23 protein-coding genes and 1 tRNA gene are annotated in these 21432 nt (G+C 46.4%); 17 read left to right on the top strand and 7 right to left on the bottom strand.

The annotated features are described in order from the left end of the window. Positions 1 to 10 precede the first annotated feature (10 nt). Positions 11 to 1519, bottom strand: coding sequence for a leucyl aminopeptidase (gene pepA, locus VPR01S_RS18130; RefSeq protein WP_021706827.1), 1509 nt, complete (start codon positions 1517 to 1519; stop codon positions 11 to 13). A gap of 190 nt (positions 1520 to 1709) precedes the next feature. On the opposite strand from pepA, the gene lptF reads away from it, so the two are divergent. Together lptF and lptG are read left to right on the top strand one after the other, a co-directional pair. After that, positions 1710 to 2819: an LPS export ABC transporter permease LptF gene (gene lptF / locus VPR01S_RS18125; protein ID WP_021706826.1), complete on the top strand. Its 1110-nt coding sequence runs from the start codon at positions 1710 to 1712 to the stop codon at positions 2817 to 2819. A gap of 2 nt (positions 2820 to 2821) precedes the next feature. Continuing rightward, positions 2822 to 3892, top strand: a complete 1071-nt coding sequence (gene lptG, locus VPR01S_RS18120) for an LPS export ABC transporter permease LptG (protein ID WP_021706825.1) — start codon at positions 2822 to 2824, stop codon at positions 3890 to 3892. 47 nt (positions 3893 to 3939) lie between these two features. Here lptG and VPR01S_RS18115 read toward each other — a convergent pair whose 3' ends face one another. Then, positions 3940 to 4416, bottom strand: a complete 477-nt coding sequence (locus tag VPR01S_RS18115) for an RDD family protein (protein ID WP_021706824.1) — start codon at positions 4414 to 4416, stop codon at positions 3940 to 3942. Positions 4417 to 4523: 107 nt separating this feature from the next. Then, complete coding sequence (locus VPR01S_RS18110) at positions 4524 to 5792, bottom strand: DUF2254 domain-containing protein (RefSeq protein ID WP_021706823.1); 1269 nt, start codon at positions 5790 to 5792, stop codon at positions 4524 to 4526. Between the two features lie 263 nt (positions 5793 to 6055). Between VPR01S_RS18110 and VPR01S_RS18105 the strand changes: the two genes are divergently transcribed. The 9 genes from VPR01S_RS18105 to VPR01S_RS18060 all read left to right on the top strand — a co-directional run bounded on the left by VPR01S_RS18105 (position 6056) and on the right by VPR01S_RS18060 (position 14954). Next, positions 6056 to 6140: transfer RNA gene (locus VPR01S_RS18105), tRNA-Leu, on the top strand. 165 nt (positions 6141 to 6305) lie between these two features. After that, the gene (locus tag VPR01S_RS18100) at positions 6306 to 7538 is read left to right on the top strand and encodes an integrase arm-type DNA-binding domain-containing protein (RefSeq protein WP_021706822.1); all 1233 of its coding nucleotides are present in this window, start codon (positions 6306 to 6308) and stop codon (positions 7536 to 7538) included. 102 nt (positions 7539 to 7640) lie between these two features. Continuing rightward, positions 7641 to 8339 carry a hypothetical protein gene (locus VPR01S_RS18095; protein WP_021706821.1) on the top strand — a complete coding sequence of 233 codons (699 nt, stop codon included), beginning with the start codon at positions 7641 to 7643 and terminating at the stop codon, positions 8337 to 8339. Between the two features lie 150 nt (positions 8340 to 8489). Next, on the top strand, positions 8490 to 8705 hold the full coding sequence (locus tag VPR01S_RS18090) for a helix-turn-helix transcriptional regulator (RefSeq protein ID WP_021706820.1): 216 nt from the start codon (positions 8490 to 8492) through the stop codon (positions 8703 to 8705). Positions 8706 to 8733: 28 nt separating this feature from the next. Continuing rightward, the gene (locus VPR01S_RS22030) at positions 8734 to 9588 is read left to right on the top strand and encodes a BRO-N domain-containing protein (RefSeq protein WP_021706819.1); all 855 of its coding nucleotides are present in this window, start codon (positions 8734 to 8736) and stop codon (positions 9586 to 9588) included. A 606-nt stretch (positions 9589 to 10194) separates the two neighbouring features. Beyond that, entirely contained in the window at positions 10195 to 10620 is a 426-nt protein-coding gene (locus VPR01S_RS18075; RefSeq protein ID WP_021706818.1) for a hypothetical protein, read from the top strand. Continuing rightward, on the top strand, positions 10604 to 11503 hold the full coding sequence (locus VPR01S_RS22025; protein ID WP_021706817.1) for a tail fiber domain-containing protein: 900 nt from the start codon (positions 10604 to 10606) through the stop codon (positions 11501 to 11503). Before VPR01S_RS18075 ends, VPR01S_RS22025 begins: the two co-directional genes overlap by 17 nt. Next, the gene (locus VPR01S_RS22020) at positions 11490 to 12686 is read left to right on the top strand and encodes a phage DNA ejection protein (RefSeq protein WP_021706816.1); all 1197 of its coding nucleotides are present in this window, start codon (positions 11490 to 11492) and stop codon (positions 12684 to 12686) included. Before VPR01S_RS22025 ends, VPR01S_RS22020 begins: the two co-directional genes overlap by 14 nt. Before the next feature lie 3 nt (positions 12687 to 12689). After that, the gene (locus VPR01S_RS18060; RefSeq protein WP_021706815.1) at positions 12690 to 14954 is read left to right on the top strand and encodes a hypothetical protein; all 2265 of its coding nucleotides are present in this window, start codon (positions 12690 to 12692) and stop codon (positions 14952 to 14954) included. Here the strand turns inward: VPR01S_RS18060 and VPR01S_RS18055 are convergent. Both VPR01S_RS18055 and VPR01S_RS18050 read right to left on the bottom strand, forming a co-directional pair. Next, complete coding sequence (locus VPR01S_RS18055; protein WP_021706814.1) at positions 14951 to 15172, bottom strand: hypothetical protein; 222 nt, start codon at positions 15170 to 15172, stop codon at positions 14951 to 14953. The genes VPR01S_RS18060 and VPR01S_RS18055 overlap by 4 nt on opposite strands. A gap of 14 nt (positions 15173 to 15186) precedes the next feature. Then, the gene (locus VPR01S_RS18050; protein WP_021706813.1) at positions 15187 to 15504 is read right to left on the bottom strand and encodes a hypothetical protein; all 318 of its coding nucleotides are present in this window, start codon (positions 15502 to 15504) and stop codon (positions 15187 to 15189) included. 899 nt (positions 15505 to 16403) lie between these two features. On the opposite strand from VPR01S_RS18050, the gene VPR01S_RS18045 reads away from it, so the two are divergent. The 6 genes from VPR01S_RS18045 (at position 16404) to VPR01S_RS18020 (ending at position 19805) form a co-directional block, all read left to right on the top strand. Next, the gene (locus VPR01S_RS18045; protein ID WP_021706812.1) at positions 16404 to 16622 is read left to right on the top strand and encodes a hypothetical protein; all 219 of its coding nucleotides are present in this window, start codon (positions 16404 to 16406) and stop codon (positions 16620 to 16622) included. Beyond that, complete coding sequence (locus VPR01S_RS18040; RefSeq protein ID WP_021706811.1) at positions 16619 to 16972, top strand: hypothetical protein; 354 nt, start codon at positions 16619 to 16621, stop codon at positions 16970 to 16972. The genes VPR01S_RS18045 and VPR01S_RS18040 overlap by 4 nt, the downstream gene beginning before the upstream one ends. Positions 16973 to 16975: 3 nt before the next feature. Beyond that, the gene (locus tag VPR01S_RS18035) at positions 16976 to 17782 is read left to right on the top strand and encodes a hypothetical protein (protein WP_021706810.1); all 807 of its coding nucleotides are present in this window, start codon (positions 16976 to 16978) and stop codon (positions 17780 to 17782) included. 208 nt (positions 17783 to 17990) lie between these two features. Continuing rightward, on the top strand, positions 17991 to 18308 hold the full coding sequence (locus VPR01S_RS23205; RefSeq protein ID WP_040903095.1) for a terminase small subunit: 318 nt from the start codon (positions 17991 to 17993) through the stop codon (positions 18306 to 18308). A gap of 297 nt (positions 18309 to 18605) precedes the next feature. Then, positions 18606 to 19040, top strand: coding sequence for a Rha family transcriptional regulator (locus VPR01S_RS18025; RefSeq protein ID WP_021706809.1), 435 nt, complete (start codon positions 18606 to 18608; stop codon positions 19038 to 19040). Between the two features lie 309 nt (positions 19041 to 19349). Further along, on the top strand, positions 19350 to 19805 hold the full coding sequence (locus VPR01S_RS18020; protein WP_021706808.1) for an antiterminator Q family protein: 456 nt from the start codon (positions 19350 to 19352) through the stop codon (positions 19803 to 19805). 54 nt (positions 19806 to 19859) lie between these two features. Here the strand turns inward: VPR01S_RS18020 and VPR01S_RS18015 are convergent, their stop codons facing one another. Further along, positions 19860 to 21023 carry a phage integrase Arm DNA-binding domain-containing protein gene (locus tag VPR01S_RS18015; RefSeq protein ID WP_021706807.1) on the bottom strand — a complete coding sequence of 388 codons (1164 nt, stop codon included), beginning with the start codon at positions 21021 to 21023 and terminating at the stop codon, positions 19860 to 19862. Then, positions 21013 to 21237, bottom strand: coding sequence for an excisionase (locus VPR01S_RS18010; RefSeq protein ID WP_021706806.1), 225 nt, complete (start codon positions 21235 to 21237; stop codon positions 21013 to 21015). The genes VPR01S_RS18015 and VPR01S_RS18010 overlap by 11 nt, the downstream gene beginning before the upstream one ends. Between the last annotated feature and the right edge of the window lie 195 nt (positions 21238 to 21432).

Raw genomic sequence — 21432 nt, 5'->3', positions numbered from 1 at the left:
TTTGCAGAAATTATTCTTCTGTCTCTTGGCCGCTGCGGTTCAGGAGGAACTGGACAAGCATCGAGACTGGTCGGCCAGTTGAGCCTTTCGCTGCGCCAGATTTCCACGCCGTACCGGCGATATCCAGGTGCGCCCAATTGTACTTTTTCGTGAACTTCGACAGGAAGCAACCGGCCGTAATGGTGCCACCCGGACGACCGCCGATGTTTTGCATATCCGCAAACGGGCTCTTCAGCTGTTCATGGTATTCGTCCGCCATTGGCAGGCGCCATGCACGGTCACTGGCCTGTTCAGACGCATTCACTAATTCGTGCGCCAGCGGGTTGTGGTTCGACAGAACCCCGCTGATGTGATGACCCAGCGCGATCACACAGGCGCCAGTCAGCGTTGCAACGTCGACCACACAATCGGGTTCGAAACGCTCAACGTAGGTCAGTGCATCACACAGGACCAAACGACCTTCTGCGTCCGTATTGAGCACTTCGACAGTCTGACCGGACATGGTGGTCAGAATGTCACCCGGACGGTATGCGTTGCTGCCTGGCATGTTCTCACACCCAGCCAGGACACCCACTACGTTCAAAGGCAGATTCAGTTTGGCCAATGCTTTCATCGCACCAAATACCGAAGCTGCACCACACATGTCGTACTTCATCTCATCCATGCCTTCGCCGGGTTTGAGTGAAATACCGCCTGAGTCGAATGTCAGACCTTTACCCACCAACACGATAGGTTTGGTGTTCGCATCTGGGTGGCCTTTGTATTCGATGATCGACATCATGGACTCGTTTTTCGAGCCACGACCAACCGCCAGGTAAGACGTCATACCCAGCTTTTCCATCTCTTGCTCACCAATGATTTTGGTGGTGATGGTCTCGTAGTCGTCAGCCAGACGTCGAGCCTGAGAGGCCAGATACGCCGGGTTGGCAACGTTGGGTGGCATGTTACCGAGATCTTTACACGCTTTCACGCCAGATGAGATAGCCAGACCGTGCGTGATCGCTTTTTCACCCAGGCTCAGTTCGCGACGAGTCGGGACATTAAATACCAGTTTACGCAGCGGACGACGGGTTTCCGGTTTGACGGTTTTGAATTGATCAAAGGTGTACAGGCCATCTTTGGTTGCTTCCACCGCCTGGCGGACCTTCCAATAGGTATCACGGCCTTTCACATGCAGTTCAGTCAGGAAGCAGACCGCTTCCATCGAGCCGGTTTCATTCAGCGTACTGATGGTTTTCTGAATGATTTCTTTGTACTGACGCTCACCAAGTTCACGCTCCTTGCCACATCCGACAAGCAGAACACGTTCAGACAGAACGCCTGGTACTTGGTGAAGCAGCAACATCTGCCCCGGTTTTCCTTCCAGATCACCACGACGAAGTAGTGAACTTATGTAGCCATCGCTAATCTTATCTAATTGTTCGGCTACTGGAGAAAGGCGACGTGGCTCAAAGACACCAACGACGATACAGGCACTGCGTTGTTTCTCTGGACTGCCACTTTTTACACTGAACTCCATGCGTACTCCTACATCCTGAAGACAAATAGACCTAAATGTTAGATAATGGACGCTTAACTTGTTGAATCCTTAATCAGGACTAAGTTTAAAAGGTCCTCAACACTTAGTGAAATTTTTAAAAAATAAAAGGTTCAACGGGAAATTATAGTGATTCGACTAAAAAAACAAGTTTTGTATAGGTAATTTCAGCGTGATTATTGTTAGATATTTGATCCGCGAGACACTCAAGAGCCAATTAGCGATATTCTTTGTGCTGTTTCTCGTGTTTCTAAGCCAAAAGTTTATCCGGGTTTTGGCGGAAGCGTCGGATGGTGAAATTCCTGCACGAATGATTATGTCCATCGTCGGGTTGAACATGCCGTCGATGGGGCTGCTCATGCTGCCACTGAGTCTGTTTATTGGCATCCTGCTGACGTTCGGTCGCTTGTACGCGGAAAGTGAAATTACCGTGATGAACGCCACGGGGATCGGCAATAAGTTCCTGATCCGGGCGGCGCTGTATCTGGCGATCATAACCGGTGCGGCCGCGGCATTTAACGCGTTCTGGCTGTCACCGTGGAGTCAGGACAAAGAAGCGCAGCTGATGGAAGAGTTTTCCTCCGAAAACAGTGTGGATCTGTTGCAAAAAGGCACGTTCCAGCGTACGCCGGATGGATCGTCGGTGATGTTCATCGATGACATTAAAGGCAAGCAACTGGAAAACGTGTTTGTGGCTCAGCTGCGTCCGCGTGATTCGGTGTCGCCGAGCGTGGCCTTTTCTGACGCCGGTGTGGTGAAAGAGCTCAGCGACGGGCGTCAGGTGATTCGCATGTTTAACGGTACCCGCTACGAAGGAATGCCAACCAGCGTGCAGTACATGATCACCGATTTTGAGCAGTATGAAGGCTTGATTGGTCAACGTGACGTGAAGAAAAAGCGCCGCGACTGGGAAGCGATCCCAACTCATCAGCTGATCAAAAATCCGGACCCGGAAGCCCAGGCGGAGCTGCAATGGCGGATCTCGTTGGTGGTGTGTATTCCATTGCTGACCATGTTGGTGGTGCCACTCTCTGCGGTTAACCCGCGTCAGGGGCGTTTCGCCAAAATGGGCCCGGCGATCTTGATCTACCTGACTTACTTCCTTGCTATCAGTGCAACCAAATCGGCACTGGAAGACGGAGCCATTCCGGGCTGGCTGGGTATGTGGCCAATCAACCTGTTGTTGTTGATTACCGCGGTCATGGCGAACTCCATGGACAGTGTGGCAATGAGACGATTCAAAGATAAATTACGACAGAAGAAACTGAAAAAGGCAGCCTAACAGTGTTTAAAATTCTGGATCTTTACATTGGCCGAACCATTGTTGCGACCACGTCACTGGTTTTGGTGACCTTTGTCGGTCTGTCGGCCATCATTAAATACGTCGAGCAGTTGCGTAAAGTTGGACAAGGCACCTACGATTTACTGCAGGCACTGTTTTTTGTGGTGTTGAGTATTCCTCGTGATGTCGAAATGTTTTTCCCAATGGCCGCTCTGCTGGGAGCGTTGATCGGGCTTGGGATGTTGGCGTCCAGCTCAGAGCTGGTGGTGATGCAGGCGGCAGGGTATTCCAAACTTAATATTGGTATGTCGGTGCTGAAAACCGCGGTGCCGCTGATGATTTTTGTCACCTTGCTTGGCGAATGGGGCGCACCACAAGCGCAGAAAATGGCGCGTGATTTACGGGCATTTGCCACTTCGGGTGGTAGCCTGATGTCGGTCCGGACCGGGGTTTGGGCGCGTGATGCCAATGATTTTATCTTCATTGGTAAAGTGGATGAAAACAAAATCCACAACCTGAATATGTGGCGTTTTGATAAGAATAAAGATTTGTTCAGCGTTATATACGCCCGCGAGGCGGATTACATCGGTGACAATCAGTGGGAAATGAAGCATGTTCAGCTGACGGACATGACCGATGACATCGTGATCAGTAAAGAAAATTTACCGGAATACCGCTGGGTGACATCCCTGGCGCCCGATAAACTGGCGGTAGTGACCGTCAAACCGGAAGAGCTGTCGTTGTCAGGATTGTATGACTATGTCAGTTATCTGAAAGCGTCAGAACAGGACGCTTCCCGTTACGAGCTGGCGTTATGGCGGAAGATCACCTCGCCGTTTTCGATTGCCGTGATGATGTTGATGGCGCTGTCGTTTATCTTTGGTCCGTTACGTAGTGTGACCATGGGGGCGCGGATTCTGTCAGGGGTAATTGCCGGATTTACGTTTTACATTTCCAGTGAGTTCTTTGGTCCGCTAAGTTTGGTCTATGGCATTCCACCAGCATTGGGTGCGATTGCACCAAGTGTGGTGTTCTTGTGTATTGCCGTGATGCTCATGCGGCGCAAGTTGTAAATCGTCAAATAGAAAAGGAAGGCGCCAGCCTTCCTTTTTTGTATCGCTCAGTTGGCTTTGGGCAGAACCACGACCTGCGTTTTCGCCACCAGATCGTGCAGTCCGCGTTTTTTCGGGTCAACCAGCGCCATAATGTTCGCTAACCCGAAGCCCGCCACCGCCAGTCGCAGCACAGCCTGTGTCCAGCGGATCGCGCTGCCATCTTCGTTTTGGATTCGCAGTTTCCAGGCTCGCATCCCGAGCGTCTGTCCGGCTCGAGTCCAGAAGAAAATAAAGAAGTAGCACCCGGTTAATACCAGGTACAGACTGTACAGCGGGCTCCAGAGCGGATGATTCGTCAATAGATCGCTGACATCCACATAGTTGCCATAGGTGATAAGGCCCGCCGCGAACAAGGCTTCAAGGATCGCAATCACGATACCGCCCGCGATCATTTCAATCGCAATCACAATCAGCGCATCGTAAAACAGCGCCGCCAGACGGCGGAAAAAGCCCGCAGGTGGCAAGGTTTGAGAAGGAGTCATAAATTCGTGTCGTACCAGAAAATTTGGGCGTCAGAATATAGTGCTCATCAGAGGGAGAAAAGTGTCCGCGTTAAGTGACCGGTATTTATGTCGTGGCTATCACAGATTTACCCCCGCCGAGTCTGTGCTGTGATCTGGTGCGACAGTTCGGCAAGCAGGTGTTTCTCATCTTCGGTGTAATGTTGAGGCAAGGCCAGTTCGAGGGCTTTTTCCGACAAGCGTAGCGCGGGCTGAGCGAAGCGTGCTGGTTGCATACTCGCCAGCGCCAGCAACGATTTCTGCAAACGAATCTGAATGGGGAGTTGTTCACAACCATCATGAGCAATGGGCAGAAAAATATCATCAAACAGATCCTGGTTACTGAGCGCGGGTACATAGAGACGTGGGAACCGGATCGTTTGCGGAGGCTGATCTTGCAACTCCCCCCACAGTGCCAGCGCACGCACCGCTCGGCCCATTACATCAATCGCAGTACCGCTGTCATTAACCGCCGGTGACAGCGCCCGGGATGCAATCTCCGCCAGTACCACCAAACCGAAACGTGGATCCTGATCATAGGAGCGTTCGCTGCGCACGCTGAAGGCAGAAAGCATGTCTTCGCTGTCGGGCGCTGAACCACAAATCCAGGCCAGCGGTTGTCCGAGGTACACAAAGCTGCCAGGTTGTCTGGCCAGATAAATTGTGCAGTCATGATGCTCGGCGAGGTCGTTGAGGTGACGCATATCGACGTGCTGAAGGTAGCCGATCGCCTCGCTGCACAGGGGGGGACTGTTTCGCGGCTTGTGCTCAGGGTGGCTCCAGGGGTGACCGCCCAACCAAGGTGCTGCCCCGCGTTTTTGGATCGCGTCGCGCAGGGCCTGCTCCACTTTTGCGGTGGTTTCGTTGACCCGGCCCAACACCGAAAGGTGCTGTATCCAGCGCAGTAAAGTCAGGATGATCATCACGATGACCGCCATAGTGACGACAAACAGATAGATTCGTCCTTGTTGATGGTAGGCGCCAATGCCCAGTGCGATAATGCCAACCAGACTGAACAGAAACGAACCGAGAAATGTCGCCAGCGCATTTTGTGTGGTGCTGTCTTCCATCAGTAAACGCGTCGCTCTGGGGGTGACCCCCGCGCTGGCCGCGCTGTACGCGGAGACCATAATATTGAGCGAGAAAGTGGTCACAGCCAACATACTGGTCGCCAGAATATTGAGAATGTTTTCCAGCAGATCAATATTAACCGTCATCGCGGCGGGTAGGGTCAGCACCTGATTCAGAGCTAGCGATAGCAGGGCGGTCAGCACAGCCAATAAAGCAAACAATGAGGTACGAAACCACAATTTACGCGTCATCTGATTCAGTAACCACTGCCACTTTGACACCATCATTGGCGTACTCCTGTCAATTATTCGTTTTATCTCCAAGCGCTATCTGCTGAGAACGCTTTGTTTAGCTTAGATGAAACGTTTGGTAACTGTGTGATGCGGCGGGGAAAAGTGATAAGCGGCGACGGAAAAGGAGGCCAATGAGTGAGGAAATTCGAACTTATGGCGAAATTATCGGCAAACGAGTTGAAATCCTTGCTTTTCTTGTTGCGCACGCTCCGGAGTTACGTATAATGCCATCCATCGAAAGGCAATAGCCTCAAGATGCCGGTGTGGTGAAATTGGTATACACGACGGATTCAAAATCCGTTGCCTTCGGGCGTGGCGGTTCAAGTCCGCCCACCGGTACCATATTTAAGATGAAGACGTCCTCGGACGTCTTTTTTCGTTTTATAACCCCCTGAAATATCAATACCTTAACTCCGAGGATGTCGAAGAGGTATTGTTACAGCCAGTGATTTATGTAACCCTGTTAGTAACCCTAGCGGTATATTTCCCCTAACACGGAACTGAATTATGGCGCGTCTCACCACCAGCTTAACAGCGACTCAAATCAAGCAAGCGAAGCCAAAAGAGAAAGAATACACATTGGCTGACGGAAATGGTTTGCTCCTTCGTATCCGTCCAAATGGCGCAAAATCTTGGATGTTTAACTATTACGTCCCGATCACTAAAAAGCGAAACAAGATCAGCTTAGGTAGTTATCCAGAGGTGTCTTTAGCTTTTGCCCGGGAACAGAGAGACGAAGCTAGAAAACTACTTGCTCAGGGTATAGACCCAAAAGCTCATAAATTGGCATTAGAGCAATCTAAACGTGATGAACTCACGAATACCTTTGCAGCGTTCGCTGATGAATACCTGGCTATCAAGAAAGAAACGACCGTTATCACGACATATAACAAGCGTGCTCGAATGGTGGACAAGTATTTAATACCTGCAGTTGGCCATGTGCCGGTGACCGAAATTAAACCCATGTTGATGAAGGGTGTTCTGGATCCGATAGCTAAGCAAGGCAAGATAGAAACGGTTAAACGTATTTGTATCATTGCTAATGAGATCATGCGCATTGCGGTGGTAAATGGTGCTATTGAATTTAATCCCCTGGTTGAACTCACTAAGCTGTATCCATCTCAGAAAGTGAAACATAACCCCGCTCTTAGCCCCGAAGAACTCCCAGAGCTCGTTACCTCCATAGATAACGCTAACCTATCTACCACGACCAGAAACCTTATCCTTTGGCAGTTGCACACTATGGTGAGACCTAGTGAAGCTGCAACCGCTAAATGGTCGCAGATAGACTTGGAAGAAATGGTTTGGGTTGTTCCGGTACCCAAAATGCACACTACTCACACAGTGCCTATCACCCCTCAGGCATTGGCCATCATTGAAAGCATGAAACCTATCTCTGGCCATAGAGAATATATTTTCCCTGCCGACCGCAACCCTAAGACTCACGTAAACACCCAGACGGCTAATGCAGCTCTTAAGCGTATGGGCTTTAAAGACAGGACTACGGCTCATGGTTTACGTGGCCTAGCAAGTACTACGCTAAATGCTCAGGGCTTTGATGGTGATGTTATCGAGAGTGCTTTGTCGCACCAGGAACCAAATAAAATCAGGCGAGCGTATAACCATTCCGACTATCTAGAACGAAGAAAGCCGGTTATGTGCTGGTGGAGTGATCGTATTGAACAAGCCAGCAAAGGTGAAACATTAAAGGTTGGTATCCGTGGTTTGAGAATCGCCTAACCACCAGCATGACAAGATTAGTGTTGCCTAGGGTAGCTCCCGAACGCCGTCACTCTAACGGCTGGCAACACTTCCCTTTAGAGGTCGCATTAAGAGGATGTGATGAATATTCCGCAATTATATTATTCGATTGATGAACTTGCCTTGTATCTGGCTGGGCTAAACCCCTTCGAAGTAAGCAGTGTTAACCAAGCTGAATATGAGAACTGGACTAATTCAGCAGAAGCTAAGCAGTGGCAAATAACCATTGTTCAACATCTAGCATCCAAGTCATTGCGATTGAGAGGTGATGTTTACATCAAAACTGAACAACATTGCCATAGCTTAGATGGAGAGGTTATCAGTGATTATTACTCTCCATTTGATTTACTTGTTCAGGAGCTTGACAGTATTAATCCTCCTTTAGATAAAAGGGTTATTCCTGTCATTGAGATTGTTAAATGGGCGGAAAGGTTTTCCATAAAGCTATGGTTTAACTATGAATTACCAGCAGAAAATGGGAAAACAGCTAGCAAAGTAATACAACCTGAGCCTAATCAATCGGAAGGGAGCAACTGTTCCTGCCCTGACTGGGTTAAGGATGTCGAATTATTGCTTGATTATTCGCATGAAAAAACGGCACCAGAGCTAGCCATAGCGTTAAGATCATGGCTAAAAGCAATTAAAGACCCAAAAATTAACCAAATAAATGTACCTGATGGAATTCAAGATTATTTTCCAGATGGGTTGAGTAATGCAGCAACTGAGAGATTACGTACAGTTACCAACTGGAATAAACTAGGAAACGCACAAAAAAAATAGTACCCCGAGAAGCCTTTATTTATAAGGGATACGCACGGGGTATACCCCACTATTCATAAAAAATCTTCGGGGTGGTTCTATCCCACTCCCACAATTCATCCCCTTATATTTGTCCTTGTCGAAAACGTACACAGTTAACGCGAGGGCAACATGACAGAACAAGTTAAAACCACACGACGCCTAATGCGCATGATCGAAGTCATTCGTATGACAGGCTTATCTCGTAGTTCCATCTATGACCGCATGAATGCCGGTCAATTTCCAAAATCTGTTTCTCTTGGTTGCCGATCAGTGGCTTGGGTTGAAGCTGAAGTTGATGATTGGGTTGAAAACCAAATCGCTCAGCGTGATGAACTGGCTGCATGAGAGTGCACTAAAGGGGGGACGTTGAGTCATGAAAAAAGAAAACGCCCACGAGAGGGCGCAATCTAACTTAGTTTCCGAGAAAGATTATAACACTGATAGTTCACTGAAGGTATTCACAAACTCCCAGTTCGGAGAGTTAAAGGTTGCCACTGATGTTGATGGTCAGCCTTGGTTTATTGGTGGAGAAGTCGCTAAAACGTTGGGCTATAAAAATCCACGAGATGCATTAGCTAAGCATGTTGACATTGAGGACAAGGCCGTCGCGAGGCACGACACCCGTGGAGGTGAGCAGGAAGTAACCACGATTAACGAGTCCGGTTTATATGCTCTTATCTTTTCTTCAAAGCTTCCTAAGGCTAAAGCGTTTAAGCGCTGGGTAACGAGTGAGGTATTACCGTCTATTCGAAAGCATGGAGGTTATACACATGGTCAGAGTGAGCTATCACCGGAAGAGCTAATGGCAAAAGCATTGCTGGTGGCACAAAGCGCTATCCAGGAGAAAGAGCAGGAGAACGCTCGGCTATCAAGTGCTATTGAAGATCTTTCTGCGCAGTTGGCTACAGGAGTAACAATCCCGTCGTTCTGTATGCAGCTTAATGGAGTTAACACTCAAGACGTTCAGGGATCTTTGGCGTCTATTGGTGTTCTGATTGCTGAGAGACATGGTTTTAGACCGTCTTCAGCTTATAGAAATACATCGTTTACGTGTAGTTCATATGAATACCAACCAGGGAAGCGCAGTTATAAGACGCTTGTTACTCCAAAAGGTGCTGAGCTTTTGTATCGATTGTATCGGAAAGACAAATTGCCGATGCGTAAGGACTGGGATGGGCTTTATACCACCAGCCAACTGACTCCGGCGCAGCTTAAAGCTCTTCACTAATAAGGTGGCGGACTAATGATTTATGGCAATAACGAGAGAAAGGACTAAAGGGCGCCAGAGTGGACGAAGGAGCTTTGCCGGTATACCTCGCCATGTCATGGATAGTGACGACTTTCGGTACTTATCTGCTAATGCTGTTCGTCTGCTGTTGTGGCTTGCTTATCAATACAAGGGCAATAATAACGGTGATTTATCTGCCACACATACGCAAGCTCAAAGCTGGGGGATTGCTGGAAAGGCCACTTTAACCAAAGTGTTGGGAGAGCTTCAAGCTCGCAGATTCTTAGTATTGACGCGGCAAGGCAAGTTCACGAATCCAGGGGGAAGGTGTGCCCTGTATGCTTTGTCATGGGTTCCAATTGATGAGTGCCCGGGAAAGCATTTAGAAAGAGATGCAACAAGGAGGCCTGACAGGTTGGACTGGTAAAACTACCCGGTTCAAGTTTTGAACTGAGTTCGGTTCAATTGTTGAACCTTAAGGCGATTAAAAGGCGGGAATGTGATGTTCATCAGTTCAGTTCTTGAACCCATGGGGTGAATAACTGGGTTCAAATTCTGAACACCTTTATAACAATACCATGTATCTAAGATACGGATGGGGGCGGTGTGAGTTATATGCGCTTTTCTGGTGAAAAAAAACTTAGTAAGACACTACATAAGATAGACGAGTATACCGGGTCTCAATTGATGCGCCTTTGGGGGGTGGCTTCGTGGCCTCAGGTAGAGGGCAACTATTACCTTTGGAGTGATTGTGGCGTATTTGTTGTGATCAATCGCGTAGGTTATGTTGAGTTGCACATGGCCATGAAAGATGGAGAACGACACTGGTGCCGAGATGCGGTCACTGATGTACTGACGTTCATTGGCGATCGTGAGGTTTGGGCTGTTATCAGGGAAGAAAGAAAGCGAGTTTGTAACTTAGCAAGAAAGTTTGGTTTTGTTGAAACCTGGAAGGGACCATCAAAGGTTGTTGGTGCGGGTGTAAAAAACATCATTTTAATGAAGAGGTTTAGTTATGGGCGATGTATTTGACAAGGTTGGCGGGGCTCTGGGAGCGGATGGCGCCGGCGGGTTGCTGGGAATTTCACATGATCCAGGGGATTTTCTTGGGACTCAAGCAGCTAGAAAAGCTGCGAATACTTCTGCTGATTTAGGTTATCGAACGCTCGGAATGCAGCAGGACTGGCTCGATTATATTAAAAACGAATTTGAGCCGTATTCTGAGGTCGGCCAGTTAGCTCTCGGAAAGCAAAAAGGGTTGCTCTCAACCCTGCAGGGGATGAGTGGTCCAGACTATAAGTCCGCATCTCTATCCCCTGAATTCAAGCAAATGCAGAAAGAAGCGCAGTACTCACTTCTAAATGCTGCTGAAGCAACTGGAGGTCTTGGTTCAACTGCTACTGGAAACGCTCTAGGCGCGAGTTCGGGAGCTTTATTAAGTCAGCTTGCCAATCATAAGTATGCTCAAGACTACCAGAAAAATTATGACTACTTTAATGCGCTAGGTGCGCTTTCCGGTCGTGGCCTTCAGGGATCACAAGGGCTTGGTACGTTTGGTGGCAGTACATTGAGCGGAATGGCAAGTACTATGTCGGGCATCGGAACCGGAATGCTAAACTCTGCGGCATCTCAACAAAATATGGCGTCTGGTGTTCTTGGTGGTCTTGCAAGTGCGGCGCCAGCTCTGATATCCGCATTTTCAGACATCCGACTCAAGAAAAATATTAAAGCCACTGGAGAATACACCGAGCGCGGAAACGAGATTTACACTTGGGATTGGAATGATAAGGGCGAAAAGCTTGGGCTTTCAGGGTCTGGACGTGGCGTCATCGCAGATCATGCTGAACAGGTTACTCCAGATGCAGTTTCAACAGACAAGACTGGTTACAAGGTGGTGAATTATGCAAGGGTATAACCCAGATTGGAGTGGCATCCTGTCTTCTAGTCAGAATTTAGGTTTGGCTCTTGGAAAAGTGGGGTCAGCTGTTGGGCAGGTAGCGCAACAAAATCAGCGGCAACAACAGCAACAGATGATGCAGGAAGAAGTGGCTGCGGCATTTCAGTCAGAGAATCCGGACGCCATTGCTCAGGTTATGCTCAAATATCCTGAAGCGGCCAGCTCAATAAACAAGGCATTTAACTTCAGAAGTAATGAGACAAGAAATAATTTTTTAGATACGAATTATAAAATAATGTCTGACCCACAAAATGCTGAAAAATACCTAAAAAAACGGGCTGACTATCTAACAAAAATTGGCGGAGATCCCGCCGAAACGCTCAATAGAATTCAAATATTGAAGAATTCTCCTGAGCGATTTATGAATATGACAGCAGGCTATACTGCATCGCTATCTCCTGAGCGATACAACGCTTACAAATCCTCTCAGCCAAAGGAACTTACTCCTTATCAGCAAGCCCAACTTGATGCTGAACAGCAGAAAACTCAGTTTGATCAAGGTATCAAAAAGCAAGAACTCGAAATTAAGAGAATGGAGTTGGAAGACAAGAAAATAGACCGTCAACTTCAGCGAGAAACTAATCAAGCTAAACTTGCAGAACTGAATCAGAAGAAAGAATCCAATCAGAAGAAGTTAGAGCAGGAAAAAGCCAATCGCGAAGAACAATATCTATCCAGTATGGACACAATGGCAAGAACCATTGATACAGCCCAGTCAATTCTGGATAGTGACGGGTTTAGCAATTATTTCGGTACCAACTTCTCTCTAACATCTCCTTCTATTGCTGGTGTTTTTGCACCAGGTTCGTCTGGCGCGGATACTTCTGCACTGGTAGATACGTTGAAGTCACAAGGGTTCTTATCTGGCGTACAACAAATGAAAGGAATGGGGGCTTTATCTGATGCTGAAGGTAAGAAAATCAGCGATGCGATCGGTAACCTTTCACATACACAATCTGAATCTTCCGCAAAAAGATCAATTAACAACATTATCGGTACGATAAAGCTTGGTCAGAAGCGGTTGTCTGATAAGTACGGGAAGAAAACTTCTGATTATTACAACTCTAGAGAGCAGGTGATAACTGAATCTGGTGGTAATCAGAGTGATGATGAGTTGTTGAATAAATACCTATCGAGGTAAGACATGGCCGTTGCAAACTATACAGAAGAGCAGTTGATGACTGCTCTTAGAGCGGCAGATGCCGCAGGAAATGAGCAAGATGCACAGCGTATAGCTCAGATGGTTGACCAAAAGCGTCAGGAGTCTTCTGGTTCAGTTCTTGGTGCTGTATCCGATTTCTTTACCGGGGCAGATCGTGAAACCAGAGCTACAAGAGAGTTGCCAGAGCTTGCCACATCGTCAGGCTTTTTATCTACAGCTGATACATCTACTGTGGCAAAGGTGGCACCAGCGATACTTACAGCAACTGATCCTCAGGAAGTAGCTGATATTTTGAAATCGAACTTTCCTGAAGTTGGAATCCAGTACGATGAAAAAGGTAACATCATTGCAGGGAATAATAAAACTGGCCAGAGAGTTGTTCTGAATAAACCAGGGGCTTCAATGATGGATTTATACAATGCTATTGGCCTTGGTTCTCTTGCTATTCCTGCTGGTGCTAGTGGAGCTGCTTCACTGCCTGTCCGTGCTGCTCAAATAGCGGCTCAATCCGGAGCTACAACGGCGGCACAAGAGGGATATCAGTCTGCATTAGGTGGTGACTTTGACCTGACTAACGTGTTAGTTGATACGGCGGCGTCTGGTGCGCTTGAAGCTATCCCTGCAATTCTTCAGGCAGCTAAAGTTAGATCAGCGAAAGTTGCTACTACTGCAGAACAACAGGCTATTAATGCTGAAGCAGCGAGAGTTAGTGACAACCTGTCTCCTGAAATGCAACAGGCTAAGCAAACTGAAATCGCTCAAGAAGTGGCTAAACAATCAAGAGCTCGACGTCCTGACTTAGAACAGGTTGCCTCTGATGTCGCCCCAATACCAGAAGTTACTCAAGCTGCAGAACGCTTAGGTGTTTCTGATACTCTCACACCTGCGCAGACTTCTGGTAGTCAGGCTTACCGAGAGTTAGAGGGGGCGCTTGCTGCGGTTCCGGCTTCAAAAATGAGCGTGATGCAAAAGAACGGCATCGATGCTGTTGCTCAAAAGGCTGATGATCTTATTGAAGAATTTGGTGGTTCACTGGACAAGTCTGAATTGTCTGAGAGTGTTCGTGATGGGATATTCAAGACAATTAATGATCTCGATGATGAAGCCAGTACTATCTACAAAAACATTGCTGACACGGTACCGGCTAAAACAACCGTCGATACAAGTTCGTTAAGACAGTCACTAGAGGCGAGGGCGAATGAGTTAGGTAGAGAGAAATATCTAGATCCTATTCAGCGTAGAATTTTAGGTATCGCGAAAAGCAAACCAACATACGCGCTCATCGATAGCGAACGTAAGAAGGTGGGCTCCGCTCTCAGGAAGTCACAAGGTCCATACAAAGACGCTGATACCGGTGCTCTAAAAATGCTTTATGGTGCTTTGACAGATGCTCAGGAATCAACAGCTAAAGCGGCTGGTGCAAATGATATGTGGGATGTTGCTAAAAAGCTGGTGGCACAGCGTAAAACTTTAGAAGATCAGTCGATTACTCTACTTGGCAAGAATAAGACGGCAGCGATAATGCCTAAAGTTGGTCAGGCAATGAAGAAGCTTTCTACTGGTGATTTTAAGTCATTTGATGAAACCATAGCAGCTATTCCAAAAGAGAGGCGTCAGGAAGTTGTACTCAGCGCACTGAACGATGTATTCACTGGTTCCTCTAGAAAAGAGAAACAACTTAATCCGGCAGCATTCGTTGACTGGTATGAATCGTTATCTCGAAACTCAGCAGTTAAAAAACGTATCATGAGTAATTTGCCAGACGGTGCGCCTGAACGTCTTCGTGACTTATTCTTGGTTGCTCGTGGAGTAAGAAATGCTTCTTCTGAGCGAGTTCGCACCGGTGTAATACAAGGGCTATTGAAAGACTTTGATTCTGAGTCCGGAATGATATCCAAACTTTATCAAGTCGGTAGAAATGCTGTCGCAGCTGAAGGGGTATCTACATCAATAGGCGTGCCCGGAGTCGGAACAGCAAGTGCTATAGCGTCAGCTCTTTCAAAAGGTAAGAGTGAACCAATCGCTAATGCTGCAGATAGTTTAATCTCAAGTGCTGAATTTAAAAGTCTCGTTAAGCTATATGCAGGGAAATCGGTTGGGGCGAAAAACGCGCAAAAAGCAGCGGAACGAGCACTCATGAAATCTGAAAAATATCAGAGATGGTTCGAACTATTACCAAGCGAAGATAAGAGAACAATTATTAGATCTGGTCTCATGGCTTATCTTTCTGGAGAGGAAAGTGATTAGTCTATCTTCTCATTGATGCTAGCCAGCGTGAGCTTAACTTCGTCAAGGTCTTTGTATAGATTTTCACTTAAATCAGCAATGGCCTTTTCTGCATCCTCTTGGATGGTTGATGTTACGTTGGCAGTTTCTTTAATATCGCAAAGAAGATTAGCAATTCTTCTCAGTACAATGAGTATCGCAAAAAGGAGGACGATTAGTATTACATACACGGATAACATTGATGGACTACCTATCAGTTTGATGTTGTTTCCATAAGATTCATATAGTACTTGTAGTATGATGCTGCTTTATCACATGAAGAAAGAAATTCTTCACCTGTCATGTTTAATCTAGCAAGCTCAGTGGCTACAAATCTAGATATAAATTCATCTCCACCAGCAAGTTGCGTTGAGTTTTGAAAATTTGCCATTTGGTGAACCAGTCCGCATGCTCCATGCATTTTGGCTGATATCAGCATAAGTTTTAGATCATCTGTTTGATCGCTTTCTTCACTGGCATGTACCGGTGAAGCAGATAAAGCAGCCATTATAGCTACCATCAACATTTTCATTATTTAGCTCCTGCATTCTCTTTAGAGAACAAATTTTCACCATATGTAATCTGCCTACGACCCCAAAAACTTTAAGAGCTTTGCCCTAACGTCATCCATCTATTCATCTTCTTCTACGATAACCGTGTAGTTACCTGTTGGTGTCGTCGTTCCTCGTATTTTTGATCCAGTTAACTACTGTTCCATTTGTGATGTCTGCCCCGAGCCAAAACTCGTCTAAGTATTGTCGTGGTTTGATTATTCTCATGGTGGATCCTCTAACCGGAAGTGAGGAAATCGATGAATGAAATAAATATAGTTTAGGTGTCGTGAAGTGAATCAATTAACTGTTGGTATTGCGAACGCGAAAGGCAAAACTTGAAATCAAATACATAAATATCGTTGAAATTCATAAGAGAAGTACGTTATATTCTTTTCGTTACAGCAAAATCTGTAACCGGGATTGGTCTCCCGAAATATTACTCGGCGCATAGACGCCAGCTCACTATTAGTGCTGGTTTTTTTATGCGTAAAATCTGCACACACATCTACAATTCCTTAGGGATATTGTATCTAAATTATGGTGGGCTGGTTGAGGGCGCTTCGGCGCGCCGTTTCCGAGTATGCGGTAAGACCAACCTTGATCAGTCCACCACCAGCCGATTGGTCTCTGCTTGTGGTGGTTATATCAAACCATACTCGGAGGCGGTCATCATGACTACTACCCCTATCCAAGCTGTATCAACAGCAATGATATACACATTTTTGATTTCACGAATCAAGACGCAACTAACTACAAATCGCAAACTACGCTTCATATCAACATGTGCTAAAAGCGAGCAGGAAGCACGACACGCGCTTTTAGGCTTGCCGCTAGTGTTTGTATCTCGAACTCCAGCAAAAGCTCAGGAGGTCGCAGCATGAACCCTCGCAACCTTGAGTCAATCAACACTCTCAACAAGTTAATTCTTCAAACTACATCGTTAGTCACTGCGCTAAGTGAAGAGGAAAACCTAAAGACTATGCAGCCAGAGGCGATTGGGAATAGCCTTTGGTTGGTATCAGACCAGCCTGAACGCATGGAGCAAGCCGTAAAAGAACTGAGTGATTCAGTGCAGGGTAAAGGGGGCGCGGTATGAGCAATTACAGTGACCTTTGCCAAGCGCAACAGTTTTGCATTCGTGTTGGCGCATTACACGGAATGACCAATACACATGATGCTGAGAACCTGAACCACGTTAAGGCGACAGCAACACAGTTCACGGACTCTATCGGAGCAAAAGCCCCGGACCTTAAACGCCTGTCTTACTTCAATGACGGTGAGGTAGACCCGCAAAAAGTTGCGGTTGTCTTTGAGGATGGTTCCCTAGTCCGAATCAGACACAGCCTAACGTGTGAAATGGTACAGCGTGTATTTGGTATTAGTGAAGAGATTGATCTGTTCTGGCTTCCTGCTGAGTTAGTAACACCTCCTTGTGTAGAGGAGTAGGTTATGTCCATCCCAAATGAATATTGGGATTTGGTCGATAATATCAGCGGCATGAAAGGGACTGAGAAACATGTGCTAACGTTTTTATGTCGCAAAGCCAATCCTAAACAAAATTACTCTTCGTGGTATAGCGTGTCAGAAATGGCACGCATTAACTGTATTTCGGTTGCGTCAGTTAAGAACGCTACCAAAGCATTGTCTGATATGGGGCTAATTACAAAGAAAAGAATAAAGGATTCATCCAGCATTTATACATTGAATCTTGAGCGTATTTCCCAGCTTGGTAGGGATAATATTTGTCTCAACCAAAAAGAAGAGGAGACAGCTAATCCGACAGAAAATCCAAAACAAGATGTTGGTAGAGCTAATAATTATCCCTCGTTTAGCCAAATATTAGCTGAGGGTGAGCTAAATAATAGCTATAAAAACGTAAATGAAGACGTAAATACAGGGGGAACAGGGGTGCGTAAAAAAGTTACGCACGAAAATTTATCTGATGAGATCATTGCATTCTGGAAAGCAATTCGTATTCATGTGAGAGACTTGTACCAGGTGGAAAGATTTCCATCACGACCAAGTCAAGAAGATATCGATGCAATGGAATGGGCTATTGATGAAATGCTACCTAATGGAGTGAGTGACAATGATTGTCGATTACTTTGTATCTATGTTGATGATGAGCTAGGAGAGCCTCACAGCGTTTTAAACCCAATAGTAAGGCTCAGGCTTGCTTATGGCGCCCATGAGTGGCCTGAGATGCGTTTCGGTGAGAAATTTTGGCAATACATGGAAGACTATAATCCCGACTAATTTTTTTGACTGTCCTTGACGTTTTGATGTTATCAATATGCCAGCTAAATATCCTTGAAGCTTTATGCAGCAAGCATTGCAAGCCATTTTACTGACTAAATTTTACTATGGACTGTCAAAGTTATTGGATGAAATGGCGGCTGTTTGTAGCATGCAGGGTGCTAGTGAATGTTAGTATTAAAAGGCAAACTTTAATGGAGGTTGAACGATGACAAATGTAGACCTTTTTTTAGCGAGTTCATATCAAATCACGGATAGATACGATAGGTTTTGCCATGAGATGCTTATCGATTTGAACCCTACCAAAGCGGTTAGGCGCACCGGTTGTTATTCCCACAAATATGCCAAGCAACAAGCATGGCGACTTATGCGGAATCCTATTGTAAGGGCAAGGATAGCCGAACTAATGGATCTGCGCATACAGAGTACCGCCAGCGTTGAATGTGTTGGCATAAGATCAAACAGAGACGCCAGTAAGCTGATGTTGTCTAGGGACGCCGCCTGGCTCATGAATTATCAGGATTAGATCTCTGTTTTGAGTTATCCCTATTAACTATCCCAAAAGGGCGAGGTTAGGGCGAGGTTGGAAAACGCCACGACCATGTTTTAACCGACCTTAGAAATATGCTGGTTAAAATTCAATCTCCCGAAAAATCGGGAGAATACAAAGACGGACGAGGAAGAAATCAGGTGTAATAGGTTTTACTGCAATGCAGGAAAACCCCAACGGACAAGGCGGCAGGACACTCACTGTATACAATGTAAACAAGCGTGATAGTTACATCGTCGTGGCCCAATTATCACCAGAATTTACCGCCCAAATTTGGACGGTTCAGAATACGAGCATCGTGGCAACATTTACACAGAGTTAAAAATAGATGCGAGCAAATTTGCTCATATCTATCTAGACGTCCAAAATCTAACCATGGGCAGCCGAGAGATTGCGGAGTTAACAGTCAAGCGTCACGACAACGTTAGAAGGACAATAGAAAGCTTATGGGATTTGTCTTTGGTTTCGGTAACTCAATCTGAGGAACCGACAATTGGAGGTGGTAAGCCAACAAAAATTTACCACGTTAACGAAGAAGACTCTTACATAGTTGTGGCCAGACTTTCACCAGAATTTACAGCAAAGATTGTAAAAAGATGGAGAGAACTTGAAGAAGCCAATCAATTCAAAATCCCTCAAACGCTTCCAGAAGCTTTGCTGCTTGCCGCTGAGCTTGGGGGAAGAACAAAATCCATTTTTGGATTTTGATAGTTCTAAAGACGGGCGAGGAAGAAATTCTCAAATTGAGGTTTTATAAGAAATCAACTACTTAAAGGTTGACGTAACCAAGATGCTTGATGAGTTAAATCTAGATGTCCTGAATTTTCAGGGCGTCTACGTTTACACCAATGGTGGGAAACCCCGCTGTACAAGGGGGCACTATTGCGAAGATGCTTGTCAAAAAAAAGGATAATGTACGGCAAGGTGTTGCGGTCAAAAGCTGTCATTAAGAATTGCATTTATGAAACCTAACTACTGTGTTTAAATACAGGTCAATAATTGCGCAGAGGCTTTCAAATGGGAAATCTTAGACTGAGTAAACATGACGGAAGGGTTACTGGTGGCAATGGTGTATTAGACCTTTCAGGAACGAGAGACCTACTATATGCGTGGGGCAATTGGTCTAACAACAACACCTTCACCGATTGGTATCGAGAAGCTCCATACCTTGCTTCTGTGGCTCCTAAGCCAACACGCAATCATATCTCTATCACTGATGAACAAGCCGGTATTATCGATAAAGCGATCGCTAACTTACTTCAAAGCCATGATTCTCAGGCTATGGCTTTCCTGGTGCTTTATTATGTCTACGGGCTAAATAAGAGCGAAATCGCGCGACTGGCAACCAAAGCCGATCGGGTTAAATGTTCAGAGGGTAAGGTTAGAAATGCAATCCAGCTTGCAGAATTCTTCTTGGCTGGTGTGTTCTTTCATCAAGGCTTGTTGAAAGAGCTATCAAGCAAAGCCGCATAAGAGCCAAGCAGTTTATCTCTTGCTGATTTTATCAAGACATGTAAATAACCGCCATTATTCGTGTGTCTCGTGATCTGATGGGATAATGATGTATGTATAGCTGTTCTTAAGATCGTCATTGTACTTGTCGGTCATATCCTGGTGTTTGTGTCCCAGTATGGCCTTAGTATCGTAGCCAGCATCTCGATAGGTTCTCTCGGCAAATGACCGAAGTTCATGAAACGAGAACGACGATTCAGCCACTGACTTGCTGCACTCCCGCTTTGCTGCCATGAATGACTTGCTCAGTGTTGATAGCGATATCTGATCGCCACGTTTCGCACGTCCGGCGTTCTCCGATGAGTGCACCATGTGCTTTGACACTATTCGACTCGATCGGCACTCCTTGATGATTTCCCCCAGCGACTGACCAAGAAACGGATTCGTCAGAGTGAGAGGGAAGGCCAGCTTCGTTTTCCCCACTGATTTTTTGAGCGATACGAACAGGTGATCGCCTTTCACGTCACTGAATTTCAGATCGGCAATGTCAGCCCGACGCAGGCCCGTTGTGATCGCAAGCTTAACCGCCATGCGCAGATAGTGCCGCGACTTGAACAGGTCGGTATCCATCAGCTCAATCAGGTCTGATTCGCTCACTCGTTGGCGCTGTGGCGTGAGTTTGATATTTCGCGTGTGAATGGCAGGGTTAAATCCCGGCTCGACCTCTCCGGCGTACTGGGCCTCTTTGTACAGGTCAATCCACAGGCTTTTGATATTCGATGCCATCGCCGCTTTACCTTCTAATTTGTAAGCATCGATAACGTCAACAATGTCCTTTGTTGATATGTCCTTTATTCCACGGTTGCCGAACCTATCCGCAAATATCTGCGCCAGGTAGTTTTTGTTTTTCAGTGTCGACTCTGTCAGCTCGCCAGTCTTTGTGCGTTCCTGCTGAATTTTCTGGTACCGGGCAACCCATGACTTAGCTGACAGGCCGACAACCTTAACCGCTTTCGGGTTCTGCTGAATTGCAAAGTTGAGCTGTTCAAGCTTCTGTTCTGCGATCAAGATATTCGCTTGTCTCGCCGCTTCAAATGCCTTATCTCTGTCGCACCCGAGGCCAATCATTTTTCCGGTTAACGGGTGCTTATATGTGAAATAGGTCTTGCCGTTCCGCTTGTCTGTTTTTTGGTATAGGTTTGCGACATGCTGCTTGTACTTTCTTGGCCTAGCCGCCATTTAAGATCCTCCCCAGTAATGGATTTGATGTGTCATGATTGGCCGGTTGCAGTTCCAGAAACTGAGCTTCCGGATCAACTCGCCACCGACCGCCGAACTTAACGGGCTTAGGGTATATCTGGCCGTTCTTGGCATAGCGTGAGAGAGTTGCTGATGTTGGAACGTAACCGAACTTTCTTTCGGCCCACTCCTGTAAAGATACATATGTACTCATTGCTATTTCCTTATTTGTTTACCTGATGAATGTTGTTCAATGAGTGGAGGCGTTTTTCTGGAACTTAGTGTAGTCGGTGAAATAGGAATCCGACATAGTGGCACCGTGACACCATAAGGCACCGTGCCACTACTCATAATCAGCCATACTAAGCACTTGCCTAATGTAATGCTTTGTGAAAGTCTCTTGTACTCA

The organism is Vibrio proteolyticus NBRC 13287 (assembly GCF_000467125.1).
Classification (GTDB): Bacteria; Pseudomonadota; Gammaproteobacteria; order Enterobacterales; family Vibrionaceae; genus Vibrio; species Vibrio proteolyticus.
The sequence above is the reverse complement of the archived record's forward strand: the minus strand, read 5'-3'. Positions and strand labels throughout refer to the sequence as shown.

Excerpts from the sequence above, each read along its gene's own strand:
- pepA (WP_021706827.1), bottom strand. The coding sequence starts at position 1,519 with ATGGAGTTCAGTGTAAAAAGTGGCAGTCCAGAGAAACAACGCAGTGCC.
- VPR01S_RS18115 (WP_021706824.1), bottom strand. The coding sequence starts at position 4,416 with ATGACTCCTTCTCAAACCTTGCCACCTGCGGGCTTTTTCCGCCGTCTG.
- VPR01S_RS18110 (WP_021706823.1), bottom strand. The coding sequence starts at position 5,792 with ATGATGGTGTCAAAGTGGCAGTGGTTACTGAATCAGATGACGCGTAAA.
- VPR01S_RS18100 (WP_021706822.1), top strand. The coding sequence starts at position 6,306 with ATGGCGCGTCTCACCACCAGCTTAACAGCGACTCAAATCAAGCAAGCG.
- VPR01S_RS18095 (WP_021706821.1), top strand. The coding sequence starts at position 7,641 with ATGAATATTCCGCAATTATATTATTCGATTGATGAACTTGCCTTGTAT.
- VPR01S_RS18090 (WP_021706820.1), top strand. The coding sequence starts at position 8,490 with ATGACAGAACAAGTTAAAACCACACGACGCCTAATGCGCATGATCGAA.
- VPR01S_RS22030 (WP_021706819.1), top strand. The coding sequence starts at position 8,734 with ATGAAAAAAGAAAACGCCCACGAGAGGGCGCAATCTAACTTAGTTTCC.
- VPR01S_RS22025 (WP_021706817.1), top strand. The coding sequence starts at position 10,604 with ATGGGCGATGTATTTGACAAGGTTGGCGGGGCTCTGGGAGCGGATGGC.
- VPR01S_RS22020 (WP_021706816.1), top strand. The coding sequence starts at position 11,490 with ATGCAAGGGTATAACCCAGATTGGAGTGGCATCCTGTCTTCTAGTCAG.
- VPR01S_RS18060 (WP_021706815.1), top strand. The coding sequence starts at position 12,690 with ATGGCCGTTGCAAACTATACAGAAGAGCAGTTGATGACTGCTCTTAGA.
- VPR01S_RS18055 (WP_021706814.1), bottom strand. The coding sequence starts at position 15,172 with ATGTTATCCGTGTATGTAATACTAATCGTCCTCCTTTTTGCGATACTC.
- VPR01S_RS18050 (WP_021706813.1), bottom strand. The coding sequence starts at position 15,504 with ATGAAAATGTTGATGGTAGCTATAATGGCTGCTTTATCTGCTTCACCG.
- VPR01S_RS18045 (WP_021706812.1), top strand. The coding sequence starts at position 16,404 with ATGAACCCTCGCAACCTTGAGTCAATCAACACTCTCAACAAGTTAATT.
- VPR01S_RS18040 (WP_021706811.1), top strand. The coding sequence starts at position 16,619 with ATGAGCAATTACAGTGACCTTTGCCAAGCGCAACAGTTTTGCATTCGT.
- VPR01S_RS18035 (WP_021706810.1), top strand. The coding sequence starts at position 16,976 with ATGTCCATCCCAAATGAATATTGGGATTTGGTCGATAATATCAGCGGC.
- VPR01S_RS23205 (WP_040903095.1), top strand. The coding sequence starts at position 17,991 with ATGACAAATGTAGACCTTTTTTTAGCGAGTTCATATCAAATCACGGAT.
- VPR01S_RS18020 (WP_021706808.1), top strand. The coding sequence starts at position 19,350 with ATGGGAAATCTTAGACTGAGTAAACATGACGGAAGGGTTACTGGTGGC.
- VPR01S_RS18015 (WP_021706807.1), bottom strand. The coding sequence starts at position 21,023 with ATGGCGGCTAGGCCAAGAAAGTACAAGCAGCATGTCGCAAACCTATAC.
- VPR01S_RS18010 (WP_021706806.1), bottom strand. The coding sequence starts at position 21,237 with ATGAGTACATATGTATCTTTACAGGAGTGGGCCGAAAGAAAGTTCGGT.